At 71.7% G+C, this 12,389-nt stretch carries 12 protein-coding genes and 1 pseudogene; 8 read left to right on the forward strand and 5 right to left on the reverse strand.

Going from position 1 to position 12,389, the window contains the following annotated elements; all coding sequences use genetic code 11:
• From GTY84_RS21840 to GTY84_RS21855, 4 genes are all read left to right on the forward strand, one after another.
• Window positions 1-918, forward strand: a complete 918-nt coding sequence (locus GTY84_RS21840) for a F0F1 ATP synthase subunit gamma (RefSeq protein ID WP_161228004.1) — start codon at window positions 1-3, stop codon at window positions 916-918.
• On the forward strand, window positions 918-2,354 hold the full coding sequence (gene atpD, locus GTY84_RS21845; protein WP_161228005.1) for a F0F1 ATP synthase subunit beta: 1,437 nt from the start codon (window positions 918-920) through the stop codon (window positions 2,352-2,354). Before GTY84_RS21840 ends, atpD begins: the two co-directional genes overlap by 1 nt.
• Before the next feature lie 133 nt (window positions 2,355-2,487).
• A complete protein-coding gene (locus GTY84_RS21850) occupies window positions 2,488-2,862 on the forward strand; it encodes a F0F1 ATP synthase subunit epsilon (RefSeq protein ID WP_161228006.1) in 375 nt (124 codons plus the stop codon).
• Between the two features lie 142 nt (window positions 2,863-3,004).
• Window positions 3,005-3,448: a DUF2550 domain-containing protein gene (locus GTY84_RS21855; RefSeq protein WP_161228007.1), complete on the forward strand. Its 444-nt coding sequence runs from the start codon at window positions 3,005-3,007 to the stop codon at window positions 3,446-3,448.
• A gap of 71 nt (window positions 3,449-3,519) precedes the next feature.
• Here the strand turns inward: GTY84_RS21855 and GTY84_RS21860 are convergent, their stop codons facing one another.
• From GTY84_RS21860 to GTY84_RS21870, 3 genes are all read right to left on the reverse strand, one after another.
• Window positions 3,520-5,355 carry a glycoside hydrolase family 18 chitinase gene (locus GTY84_RS21860; RefSeq protein ID WP_161228008.1) on the reverse strand — a complete coding sequence of 612 codons (1,836 nt, stop codon included), beginning with the start codon at window positions 5,353-5,355 and terminating at the stop codon, window positions 3,520-3,522.
• 134 nt (window positions 5,356-5,489) lie between these two features.
• On the reverse strand, window positions 5,490-6,131 hold the full coding sequence (locus tag GTY84_RS21865) for a response regulator transcription factor (RefSeq protein ID WP_161228009.1): 642 nt from the start codon (window positions 6,129-6,131) through the stop codon (window positions 5,490-5,492).
• The gene (locus tag GTY84_RS21870; protein WP_161228010.1) at window positions 6,128-7,321 is read right to left on the reverse strand and encodes a histidine kinase; all 1,194 of its coding nucleotides are present in this window, start codon (window positions 7,319-7,321) and stop codon (window positions 6,128-6,130) included. The genes GTY84_RS21865 and GTY84_RS21870 overlap by 4 nt, the downstream gene beginning before the upstream one ends.
• A gap of 149 nt (window positions 7,322-7,470) precedes the next feature.
• On the opposite strand from GTY84_RS21870, the gene GTY84_RS21875 reads away from it, so the two are divergent.
• Together GTY84_RS21875 and GTY84_RS21880 are read left to right on the forward strand one after the other, a co-directional pair.
• Window positions 7,471-8,049, forward strand: a complete 579-nt coding sequence (locus GTY84_RS21875) for a hypothetical protein (RefSeq protein WP_161228011.1) — start codon at window positions 7,471-7,473, stop codon at window positions 8,047-8,049.
• Window positions 8,050-8,101: 52 nt separating this feature from the next.
• Window positions 8,102-8,611: pseudogene (locus GTY84_RS21880) on the forward strand (DUF6596 domain-containing protein); the annotation flags it as partial.
• 106 nt (window positions 8,612-8,717) lie between these two features.
• Here the strand turns inward: GTY84_RS21880 and GTY84_RS21885 are convergent.
• Both GTY84_RS21885 and GTY84_RS21890 read right to left on the reverse strand, forming a co-directional pair.
• Window positions 8,718-9,290, reverse strand: a complete 573-nt coding sequence (locus tag GTY84_RS21885; RefSeq protein ID WP_161228012.1) for a cob(I)yrinic acid a,c-diamide adenosyltransferase — start codon at window positions 9,288-9,290, stop codon at window positions 8,718-8,720.
• A gap of 117 nt (window positions 9,291-9,407) precedes the next feature.
• Entirely contained in the window at window positions 9,408-10,142 is a 735-nt protein-coding gene (locus tag GTY84_RS21890) for a D-Ala-D-Ala carboxypeptidase family metallohydrolase (protein WP_161228013.1), read from the reverse strand.
• A gap of 352 nt (window positions 10,143-10,494) precedes the next feature.
• Between GTY84_RS21890 and GTY84_RS21895 the strand changes: the two genes are divergently transcribed.
• Window positions 10,495-11,343 carry a 3-hydroxyacyl-CoA dehydrogenase family protein gene (locus GTY84_RS21895; protein WP_161228014.1) on the forward strand — a complete coding sequence of 283 codons (849 nt, stop codon included), beginning with the start codon at window positions 10,495-10,497 and terminating at the stop codon, window positions 11,341-11,343.
• Window positions 11,344-11,550: 207 nt separating this feature from the next.
• Entirely contained in the window at window positions 11,551-11,874 is a 324-nt protein-coding gene (locus GTY84_RS21900) for an STAS domain-containing protein (RefSeq protein ID WP_161228015.1), read from the forward strand.
• The last annotated feature ends 515 nt before the right edge of the window (window positions 11,875-12,389 follow it).

The following is a 12,389-nucleotide window of genomic DNA, read 5'->3' on the forward strand; positions in this document are numbered from 1 at the left end:
ATGGGAGCCCAGCTCCGGGTCTACAAGCGTCGCATCCGATCCGTCACCGCGACCAAGAAGATCACCAAGGCGATGGAGATGATCGCCGCCTCGCGCGTCGTCAAGGCGCAGCGCAAGGTGGCGGCCTCCACGCCGTACGCGCAGGAACTGACCCGCGCGGTCACGGCGGTCGGCACCGGGTCGAACACCAGGCACCCGCTGACCACGGAGGCGGAGAACCCGTCCCGTGCCGCGGTCCTGCTCCTCACGAGCGACCGCGGTCTGGCCGGCGCCTTCAACTCCAACGCCATCAAGGCCGCGGAGCAGCTCACCACGCGCCTTGAGCGCGAGGGCAAGCAGGTCGACACGTACATCGTCGGCCGGCGCGGCGTCGCCCACTACAACTTCCGCGAGCGCACGATCTCGGAGTCGTGGACGGGCTTCACCGACGAGCCGGTCTACGGGGACGCCAAGCTGGTCGCGGCCCCGCTGATCGAGTCCATCGAGAAGGACACGGCGGACGGCGGGGTGGACGAGCTCCACATCGTCTACACCGAGTTCGTCTCGATGATGACCCAGACGGCGGTCGACGCCCGGCTGCTGCCGCTGCGTCTCGACGAGGTGGCGACGGAGTCCGGGGCGAAGGGCGAGATCCTTCCGCTCTACGACTTCGAGCCGTCCGGGGAGGACGTCCTCGACGCCCTGCTGCCGCGCTACGTCGAGAGCCGGATCTACAACGCGCTGCTCCAGTCGGCGGCCTCGAAGCACGCCGCCACGCGGCGCGCGATGAAGTCGGCCACCGACAACGCGGGCGAGCTGATCAACACGCTCTCCCGCCTTGCCAACGCGGCCCGCCAGGCCGAAATCACCCAGGAAATCAGCGAGATCGTCGGTGGCGCCAGCGCCCTGGCCGACGCGACCGCGGGGAGTGACAACTAATGACCACCACTGTTGAGACCGCGGCGGCCACGGGCCGCGTCGCCCGGGTCATCGGCCCGGTCGTCGACGTGGAGTTCCCCGTCGACGCGATGCCGGAGATCTACAACGCCCTGCACGTCCAGGTCGCCGACCCGGCGAACGAGGGCGAGCTGAAGACGCTGACCCTGGAGGTCGCCCAGCACCTGGGTGACGGCCTGGTCCGCACCATCTCCATGCAGCCCACCGACGGTCTGGTCCGCCAGGCCGTGGTGACCGACACGGGCTCGGCCATCTCGGTCCCCGTCGGTGACTTCACCAAGGGCAAGGTGTTCAACACCCTCGGCGAGGTCCTGAACGTCGACGAGAGCTACGACGGCGAGCGCTGGCCGATCCACCGCAAGGCGCCGAACTTCGACGAGCTCGAGTCGAAGACCGAGATGTTCGAGACCGGCGTCAAGGTCATCGACCTGCTGACCCCGTACGTCAAGGGCGGCAAGATCGGTCTGTTCGGCGGCGCCGGCGTCGGCAAGACGGTGCTCATCCAGGAGATGATCTACCGCGTCGCCAACAACCACGACGGTGTGTCGGTGTTCGCCGGTGTCGGTGAGCGCACCCGTGAGGGCAACGACCTCATCGACGAGATGAGCGAGTCGGGCGTCATCGACAAGACCGCGCTGGTCTTCGGCCAGATGGACGAGCCGCCGGGCACCCGTCTGCGCGTCGCGCTGGCCGGCCTCACCATGGCCGAGTACTTCCGCGACGTCCAGAAGCAGGACGTGCTGTTCTTCATCGACAACATCTTCCGCTTCACCCAGGCGGGTTCCGAGGTGTCGACCCTGCTCGGCCGCATGCCCTCCGCGGTGGGCTACCAGCCGAACCTGGCCGACGAGATGGGTCTCCTCCAGGAGCGCATCACCTCGACCCGCGGTCACTCGATCACCTCCATGCAGGCGATCTACGTCCCTGCGGACGACCTGACCGACCCGGCCCCGGCCACCACCTTCGCCCACCTCGACGCGACGACGGTGCTCTCCCGTCCGATCTCGGAGAAGGGCATCTACCCGGCCGTGGACCCGCTGGACTCGACGTCCCGCATCCTCGACCCGCGGTACATCGCGGCGGACCACTACAACGCCGCGATGCGCGTGAAGAACATCCTGCAGAAGTACAAGGACCTGCAGGACATCATCGCGATCCTCGGTATCGACGAGCTGGGCGAGGAGGACAAGCTCGTCGTCCACCGCGCCCGTCGCGTGGAGCGCTTCCTGTCCCAGAACACCCACGTCGCCAAGCAGTTCACCGGCGTGGACGGTTCGGACGTGCCGCTGGACGAGTCGATCACCGCGTTCAACTCGATCTGCGACGGCGAGTACGACCACTTCCCGGAGCAGGCGTTCTTCATGTGCGGTGGTATCGAGGACCTGAAGAAGAACGCGAAGGAGCTCGGCGTCTCCTGAGCCGTGCGCTCGTCGTGAGCCCCCCCGGGGCTCGCACCGGAGGGGGCGGGCACGTCCCGCCCCCTCCTTCACGCCCATTAGACTTGTAACCAACACCCGGCTCCACGGCCGGGTGGTGACCCGAGGAGCCACCTTGGCTGCTGAGCTGCACGTCGCGCTGGTCGCGGCCGACCGAGAGGTCTGGTCCGGCGAGGCCACCCTGGTCGTCGCGCGCACCACGTCCGGCGACATCGGCGTCATGCCCGGTCACCAGCCGCTGCTCGGTGTGCTGGAGTCGGGCCCGGTGACCATCCGTACGAGCGGGGGAGGGACGGTCGTCGCCGCGGTGCACGGCGGTTTCATCTCGTTCGCGGACGACAAGCTGTCGCTGCTGGCCGAGATCGCCGAACTGTCGGACGAGATCGATGTCCAGCGTGCGGAGCGGGCGCTCGAGCGCGCGAAGTCGGAGGCCGACGCCTCCGCCGAGCGTCGTGCGGACGTCCGTCTGCGCGCGGCGGCGGGGCGCTGAACCACAGCACTGTGCTATAGCGTCGTACCGTGACGTCACTCAGCCGCGGCTGGGACCGGAGCCATCCGGACCCGGCCGCGGCTGAGGCAGATCCGGGTGTTTTTTCCGTTCCGTTACCAATTGGACGAGGAGGTCGGTGCCGATGATCCTCGCTCTGACTGTGTGCGGAGCCGTCGTCGCCCTCGTGGTGGTGGGGCTGTTCGTCTTCGGCCTGCGCCGCAGGCTGATCCAGCGCTCGGGCGGCACCTTCGACTGCTCGCTGCGCTGGGACGCGCCCGGCCGGGGCGACGCCGGCAAGGGCTGGGCGTACGGGGTGGCCCGCTACAACGGCGACCGCGTCGAGTGGTACCGGGTCTTCTCCTACTCCCCGCGCCCCCGCCGCGTCCTGGAGCGTTCCGCCATCGAGGTCGCCGGCCGCCGTCTTCCCGACGGCGAGGAGGAACTGGCCCTGCTCTCCGACGCGGTCGTGCTCACCTGTCTGCACCGCGGAACCCGCCTCGAACTGGCCATGAGCGAAGACGCGCTGACCGGATTTCTCGCGTGGCTGGAAGCAGCCCCGCCCGGTCAGCGCGTCAACGTCGCTTGAACGATCTTCAGTTGTCGTACCAGGAGCTAGCCGGGCTCACCAGGAGCTAGCCGGGCTCAGGAGCCGTGGAGTCAGGACTTCAGTCCGCTGTCCATGGCGGCCACGAGCTCGCCGTTCGCGGTGTCACCGCTGAACTCCCAGAAGAAGGCGCCGCCGAGCTTCTGCTGGTTGGCCCAGCTCATCTTCGCCTTGATGGTGGCGGGGGTGTCGTAGGACCACCAGTTGGTGCCGCACTTGGCGTAGGCGGTACCGGCGATGGTGCCGGTCGACGGGCAGCTGTTCTTCAGGACCTTGTAGTCCTCGATGCCGGCCTCGTAGGTGCCGGGAGCGGCGCCGGTGGCGCTGCCGCCCGGGGTGGCCTGCGTGACGCCGGTCCAGCCGCGGCCGTAGAAGCCGATGCCGATCAGGAGCTTGCTGGCCGGGACACCCTTGGCCTTGAACTTCGCCATCGCGTCAGCGGTGTTGAAGCCCTGCTGGGGGATGCCGTCGTACGCGGTCAGCGGCGAGTGGGGGGCCGTCGGACCGGTCTTGTCCCAGGCGCCGAAGAAGTCGTACGTCATGACGTTGTACCAGTCGATGTACTTCGCGGCCTCGCCGTAGTCGGCGGCGTCGATCTTGCCACCGGTGGAGGCGTCGGCGGTGGTGGCCGCCGTGACCAGGTCGCTGCCGAACTCGGCACGCATGGCCTTCATCATCTCGCTGAAGGCGTTCTTGCTGCTGGTCGTGTCACAGTCCAGACCGCAGGCGTTCGGGTACTCCCAGTCCAGGTCGATGCCGTCGAAGACATCGGCCCAGCGCGGGTCCTCGACCAGGGCGCGGCAGGACTTCGCGAAGGCGGTGGGGTTCTTCACAGCCTGCGGGAAGCCGCCGGACCAGGTCCAGCCACCGAAGGACCACAGGATCTTGATCTTCGGGTACTTGGCCTTCAGCTTGCGGAGCTGGTTGAAGTTGCCGCGCAGCGGCTGGTCCCAGGTGTCCGCGACGCCGTCGACGGAGTCGGCGGCGGTGTACGCCTTGTCGTAGTCGGCGTACGAGTCACCGATCGTGCACTTGCCGTTCTGCACGTTGCCGAAGGCGTAGTTGATGTGCGTGATCTTCGCGGCGGAGCCGGAGGTGACCAGGTTCTTCACGTGGTAGTTGCGCCCGTAGACGCCCCACTGGATGAAGTAGCCGAGGTTGACCTTGCTGCCGCCGGTGCCACCGCCACCGTCGTCGCCGCCACCACCGGTGGTGGTGACCTTGACGGCGCCGCTGAGCGGACCGGTCTGGTCCGCGGTGTCGCGGGCCTTGATGGTGTACGAGTAGTCCGTGCCCTTGGTGAGGCCGTTGTCCGTGTACGTGGTGGTGTTGACGGTGGCGACCGTCAGCCCGTCACGCAGGACGTCGTAGTTCTTGACGCCCTTGTCGTCCGTCGCCGCCGCCCAGGTGAGCTTCACCGAGGTGTCGGTGATGTTCGAGGCGGTGGGCGTGCCGGGGGCCGAGGGGGCCTCGTCGCCGGGGGTGTCGTTGCCGTCGCAGCTGCCGCCGTTGAGCTTGCAGCCGGACGGGTTGCCCGGGCCGGTGCCGTTGAAGCCGAAGGAGACCGACGCCCCGGGGGCGAGGGTGCCGTTCCAGCCGACGTTCTTGGCGGTCCAGTGGGTGCCACTGCTGGTGACCTGGGCGTCCCAGGCCGAACCGACGCTGGTGCCGGCGGGGAAGTCCCACTCGACGGTCCACGAGTTGATCGTCGTGGTGCCGGTGTTCTTCACCGTCCAGTTGCCACCGAAGCCACTACCCCAGTCCGAGGTCTTGGTGAAGGTGGCGGTCGCGCCCGCGGCCGCCTGAGCGGGACTCGCGAGGCCGACCATGCCGGCGAGGGGGAGAGCCAGGGTCGCGGCCATCGCCGCGGCTCTGTACCTGAAGCGCATGCTGCGCCTCCTTTGTGGGGATGTTGTTGTGGGCATGACTGAGCCTCATGCCCGCAGTGCCGCGAGAATAGAAAGGTCTGGACCAGAGGTCAATAGGTCTGGACCACTGCCGAGGAAACCGGCCGCGAATCCGGCTAGATACCCAACTCCTGCGCGAGCACCGCCGCTTGCACCCGGCTGCGCAGCTCCAGCTTCGCCAGAAGGCGGCTGACGTGCGTCTTCACCGTCGCCTCGGCCATCCCGAGCCGCTCGGCGACGGCCGCGTTCGACAGTCCCCGGCCGAGACAGGAAAGAACTTCCCGTTCCCGCCGCGTCAGGGTGTCGAGGACGGCCGGATCGGCGCCGGAGCCCCGGCCGGGCCGCGCGGCGAACTCCGCGATCAGCCGCCGGGTCACCCCCGGGGCGACGACGCCCTCTCCGCCGGCGACCGTGCGCACCGCCGCGATCAGCTCCCGCGCCTCGGCGTTCTTCAGCAGGAAGCCGGCCGCGCCCGCCCGCAGCGCCCCGAAGAGGTACTCGTCCAGGTCGAAGGTGGTCAGCACCAGCACGTCGGCCAGCCTCTCCGCGGTGATCAGCCGGGTCGCCGACACCCCGTCCAGCCGGGGCATCTGAAGATCCATCAGCACCACGTCGGGGCGCAGCTCCCGGGCCAGCTCCACCGCCCGCTCGCCGTCCGCCGCCTCGCCCGCCACCTCGATGTCCGGGGCGCTGCCGAGGATCAGCACCAGCCCGGCCCGGACGGCCGACTGGTCCTCGGCGACGAGTACACGGATCACGCGGCATCTCCTTCGTCGAGGGGCAGTGCGGCCCGGACCGTCCAGAGGGTGGAGTCATCCGACGGGGAAGGTTCCGGTCCGGCGCCGAAGGTGCCCCGCAGCAGCGCCACCCGCTCGCGCATCCCGACCAGCCCCGCGCCCGAACCGGGCACACGCGGACCGTCCTTCCCGCCGTACGGGCTGGTCACACGCACCCGCAGCACCCGCTCCCCGCAGGCGAGCCGCACCCGGACGGGGCCGGGCGCGGCGTGTTTGAGGGCGTTGGTGAGCGACTCCTGGACGATCCGGTAGGCGGCCAGTTCGACCGGGGCGGGCAGCCCCTGGCCGTGCTCCGCCTCCAGGGTGACGTCGAGTCCGTTGGCGCGGGCGCCCTCGACCAGCGCGCCGAGCCCGTCGAGGGTGGGCGCGGCGGCGGGCCCGCGGTCGCCGGCGGTGTCCCGGAGGAGCCCGATCAGCCGCCGCATCTCGGCCAGTCCGGCGACGCTGTTCTCCCGGATCACCCCGAGCGCCCGCCGGGTGGTCGCCGGATCGTCCAGCGAGAGCGCGGCGGTGGAGTGGATGGCGATGGCCGACAGGTGGTTGGCGACCAGGTCGTGCAGCTCCCGGGCCATCCGGGAGCGTTCCGCGGTGACCGCCTGGACCCGGTCCTTCTCGGCCAGCAGCGCGGTCTGCTCGGCGCGCAGCCGGGCGGCGTCGGCGGCCTCGCGGTGGCTGCGCACGATCAGCCCCGTGGAGGCGGGCGCGAACGACACGATGCCGACCGCCACCCCGATCAGCAGCGCCTCCGGGACCCGCCACAGCGCGTACGGCACCACCGCTCCGGCGACCGTGAGCAGCCCGGTGATCCAGGGGATGCGGCGGGCGGAGGCGGGCGGTCCGTAGAGCACGGCGGCGTACATCAGATCGGTGTACATCATGATCGTCACCAGATTGCCCCGGGTGACGGTGTCGGCGATCAGCGCGGCCGTGCCGGTCAGCAGGGCGGCCCGGGGCGCGGCGCGGCGCAGCACCTCGCAGCCCGCCGTGAGCGCGAGCGGGACCAGCGGCACCCAGGGGGCGCCGAGCAGCACGAACGGCTCGCCGGCGGGCCGTACGCCCAGCCCGAGGCCCCACAGCAGCAGCCCGCCGAGCAGTCCCGCCGTCGCCGCGTACACGTCGAAGCGGTGCGGGCGGGGGAGTCGTACGGCCATGTCCCCATCCAACACGGGCCCCGCGCCGTCCGCCCGCTCCCCGGGGAGGGTCCGGGACTGCATCCTTCGATGTACCCGGGGTTCGTCACCGGCGACGACGCCGCGGCCCGGCGCGCGCGGGAGGCTGGAGCGGACGAGGGGAGACCGCCGTGGTCATCGGACTGATCATCGCCTGCGAGGTGGGCTTCTGGGTGCTCCTGGCCCTGGGCCTGGCCACCCGCTACCTGCTGAAGCGGCCCCGCGCGGGCGCGCTCCTGCTCCTCGGCGAGCCGGTCCTGGAACTGGTCCTGTTCGCCGTCACCGCCATCGACCTGCGCGGCGGCGCCGAACCGGGCTGGCAGCACGGCCTGGCCGCGCTGTACCTCGGGTACACGGTCGCCTACGGGCGCTACACGCTGCACTGGCTGGACGGGCACGCCGCGCACCGCCTGGCGGGCGCCCCGCGCCCGCCGAAGCCGCCCCGCCACGGGATGGCCCGGGCCCGCCACGAGGGCGGGCTGTGGCTGCGCACCGTGCTGGGCGCCGCGGTGGCCTGCGCGCTGCTCCAGGGCGCCGTCTGGTACGTCGGCGACGCGGGGGACACCGCGTCGCTGCGGAGCTTCCAGGGGGCGGCGCTGCGGACCGTGGCCCTGCACGGGCTGATCGCGCTGTCCTACGCGGTGTGGCCGAGGAAGGCCCCCGCCGACGGCTCCGGGGAGGCCCGGCGGGAGGAGCGGGCGCACCGCTGAGGGCGCTGCGGGCCCGTACGGCCGCCCCGGGCCCCGCGGGGTGCTCCGCCGGGCCCGGCGGGCCGCCCGGACCACGCCCGACGGCCGCCTGGTCCCGCTCGCCGAGCAGGACCGGGGCCGGTGGGACACCGGGATGATCACCGAGGGCGTCGGCGTGCTCCGGGCGGCCCTCGCCCGGGACCGGCTGGGCGAGTTCCAGGCCCAGGCCGCCATCGCCGCCCCGCACGCCGACGCGGCCACCGCCGAGGAGACCGACTGGGTCCAGATCGTGGAGTGGTACGACGAGCCGGTCGGCCTGAGCGACAGCCCCGTCGTCCGGCTCAACCGCGCGGTCGCGGTCGGGGAGGCCGACGGGCCGCGCGCCGGTCTCGCCGCGCTCGCGGAGCTGGATCCGGCGCTGCCCCGGTACACCGCGGTCGCGGCCCACCTCCACGAGCGCGACGGCGATCCGGTGACCGCGGCCCGGCTGTACGCCGAGGCGGCCCACCGGGCGCCCAGCCTCGCGGAGCGCGACCACCTGACCCGGCGGGCCGCCCGGCTCAACGCCCGCCGCGTCACCTGACGGGGCGCCGGGGGAGGGCGCCCGGGCCACGGAGAGCGGCGCCGGAGAGCGGCGCCGGGCCGGGGCGCCCGGGAGCGCGGGGTGCCGCGTCAGCGCGGGTGCCGCGTCAGCGCTCCCCGCCCGGCACCCAGAGCACGTCGCCGACCGCCTTGTTGGCCGTGCGGGCCAGGATGAACAGGAGGTCGGAGAGGCGGTTCAGATACGTCGCCGTGAGCGGGTTCATGGTGTCGCCGTGCGCCTCCAGCGCCGCCCAGGTGGAGCGCTCGGCACGGCGCACCACCGTGCACGCCTGGTGCAGCAGGGCCGCGCCGGGGGTGCCCCCGGGCAGGATGAAGGAGCGCAGCTTCTCCAGCTCGGCGAGGAAGCGGTCGCAGTCGGCCTCCAGCCGGTCGACGTAGAACTGCTCGACCCGCAGCGGGGGGTACGCGGGGTTCTCCGCCACCGGGGTGGACAGGTCGGCGCCCACGTCGAACAGGTCGTTCTGGACGCGGACGAGGACCTCGGTGACGTCCTCCGGCAGTCCGCCCAGGGCGATGGCCGTGCCGATCACCGCGTTGGCCTCGTTGGCGTCGGCGTAGGCGGAGATCCTGAGGTCCGTCTTGGGGACCCGGCTCATGTCGCCGAGGGCGGTGGTGCCCTGGTCGCCGGTGCGGGTGTAGATGCGCGTCAGATTGACCATGGGGCCAGCGTAGTGACGGCCCGCCCGGAGCGGGCGCCGATGTGCCGGGCGCCACGCGGCCGGGCGGGACGGGGGAGCGGAGTCCCGGCCGTCCCGCCCGGCGTCCGGTGCCGTCCGTCAGATGCCGCAGGAGGACGCGGACCAGTACGGCGACGGGTCGAAGGCCACGTGGGTGTGGGTGCTGTGGCCCGGGTAGCCGGGGCCGAGGATCTCCGAGAAGCCGTGCACCCGGGCCTGGCGGGCGAGGGTGCAGAAGCTCGGCGAGCCGACCAGGTCGGCCGCGTCGCCGTAGAGGTGGCGGCTGCCCGCCGCGCCGCCGACGGCGCTGTTGCAGGAGGCGGAGCGGAACCCGCTGGAGATGGTGATCGGCACGTCGCCGAGGGCGTGCCGCAGGGCCTCCAGCTTCCACATGGTCTTCAGGGCGTTGGCCTTGGCGGTGGCCGCCGGTACCGCACCGCCCGCCCAGGTGGAGTTGCACCGGTTCAGTTCGGCGTAGGTGAAGTGCGCGGGGGTGCAGTCGTTGTCCTGGAGCGCGTAGATCCTGTTGAAGGTCGCCGGACCCGCCACACCGTCGGCGGCCAGCCCGTACGCCGACTGGAACTTCTTGACGGCGGCGGTGGTCCGGGCGCCGTACTGGCCGTCGTAGGAGAGCCGCTCGCCGGAGGTGACCCAGCCGGCCACCCGGATCTGGAGCTGCGTCACATCGCTGCCGGAGGAGCCCTGGGAGAGGGTGCGGCCCCAGGTGTAGCAGCCGTCGGCCCGGGCCGTTCCCGCGCCGGCGGCCACACCGAGCATTGAAGCTGCCATGACCATGACAAATGAGAGGAGGATGCGTGTCGTGCGTCCGACCATCTGGGTCTCCCGATCGACCGTCGTGGGGGTGGGGTCGCGGCGGCCCCTCGCTGCGGGGCGTCCGGCGACCAGCGTGCGCCACGACGCTACGCGCGTCAACAACTCATGCGTGAACAAAGGCGGTTGGTGGAAGGAACACCGGCGGGGGGTCCTTTCGCCGGGCCTCCCGCCTCCGGGCCCGGAGGGGTCCGCCGGGCCCCCGCGGGGAGGGTCGGGAGCGGGACGTGACCGGCGTCTCACTGCGTGAGACGTGACACGCGTTACTAACCCGTCCCGCACCCGGCCGCTAGCGCTAGTGTCCGCGAGTAACAGTCAGGAACAGTCCGTGAGTGTCTCGAAGGGGAGTCGCACAGTGGCACGGAAGCTCGCCGTCATCGGAGCCGGTCTCATGGGATCCGGTATCGCCCAGGTCTCCGCCCAGGCGGGCTGGGACGTCGTCCTGCGCGATGTCACCGACGAGGCGCTGCGCCGCGGCACCGACGGCATCAGGGCGTCGTTCGACCGGTTCGTCGCCAAGGACCGGCTCACCGCCGAGGACGCCGGGGCCGCCCTCGCGCGCATCACCCCGACCACCGACCTGGACGCCGTCGCGGACGCCGACATCGTCGTCGAGGCCGTCTTCGAGCGGCTGGACGTCAAGCACGAGATCTTCCGCGCGCTGGACAAGCTGGTGAAGGACGAGGCGGTCCTCGCCTCCAACACCTCCGCCATCCCGATCACCAAGATCGCGGCGGTCACCGGGCGTCCCGAGCGGGTCGTCGGCACCCACTTCTTCTCGCCGGTCCCGATGATGCGGCTCTGCGAACTGGTGCGCGGCCACAAGACCAGCGACGAGACGCTGGCCACCGCCCGGGAGTTCGCCGAGTCCACCGGCAAGACCTGTGTCGTCGTCAACCGCGACGTGGCCGGCTTCGTGACGACCCGTCTCATCTCGGCCCTCGTGGTCGAGGCCGCCAAGCTCTACGAGTCGGGCGTCGCCAGCGCCGAGGACATCGACCTCGCCTGCAAGCTGGGCTTCGGCCATGCGATGGGGCCGCTGGCCACCGCCGACCTGACCGGCGTGGACGTCCTGCTGCACGCCACGGAGAACATCTACACCGAGTCCCAGGACGAGAAGTTCGCCCCGCCGGAGCTGATGCGCCGGATGGTGGACGCCGGTGACATCGGGCGCAAGAGCGGGCAGGGCTTCTACAAGCACTGACGCCGCATCCGCACCGTCGACATCACACGCCGGGGTGAATTCGGTATCGGTTCACTCACGGACGGCAACCTCTGAAGGTGACGGCCGGTCAGAGTTTGCATCGCCCGGCCGGGGCCGCGTCATGACCGCGCCACCCCGGCCGTGCCGAGAGGCCGTACACGCCGGGACACATTCGCGGAGCACCACGACGCACGCCGGGGAGCGCATATGCACATCAGGGGCGACCACGTCGAGCTGGTCGTCGGGGGCCGCCTCGACGTCCGCAGCGCGGCGGACGCCCGTACGGTCCTGCACTCGGCCGTCGACGACGGGGTCGGCGACCTCGTGCTGGACCTGTCAGAGCTGGACTCCTGGGACGCCACCGGGCTCGGAGTGATCATGGGTGCGCACCGCCGGGCCGGGCGCCGCGGGCGACGGCTGGTCCTGCGCGACGTACCGCCGCAGATGCAGCGCCTGCTGGTGGCCACCCGGCTGCACCGCATCCTCGCGATCGAGGGCGGCATCGGTGTGGAGAGCCTGCCGAGGGTGTGACCCCTCCGGCGCCGGGTCCCGCCCGGCGTGCGCGGCCTGCGGAGCGTGCCGGTGGCGGTTCCGGGGCCGGTGACGGCGTTGGCGGCGGGTGCCGGGTGCCGGGTGTCGGGCGGTGGGTGTCGGCACGGTACGGGTTCCCTCGCGGGTGACCGGGGTGACCGGGGTGACCGGGGTGACCGGGGTGCCGCGCGGGGCCGGGTCGTCGTGCGGGCGGGTGCCGGGCGCGGAGCGCGCCCGTGAACACGGCGGGCGCGGGTGCGCTGCGGCGGGCGGCGGCGCGGGACGGGACCCGGCGAATCCGCCCTCCGCACGCAATCCTCACGAGACCGTGATGTCCCGGGCGGCCCGGTACCCCGGACTGTCGGCGATACTGGGCGAAGGTTTAGGGTCTGGCTGCCCGCCGACTCGCGACCCACTGGCGGGCCCGGACCAGAGGCGACAGCGCGGTGTGCGGCAAGGCCGGGAGGGGACGGCCCCGACCGGGGCCCGGCACACGACGCTTTTGGGGGCTTTGA

It is taken from the genome of Streptomyces sp. SID8352, from assembly GCF_009862265.1.
In the GTDB taxonomy this organism is placed as follows: Bacteria; Actinomycetota; Actinomycetes; order Streptomycetales; family Streptomycetaceae; genus Streptomyces.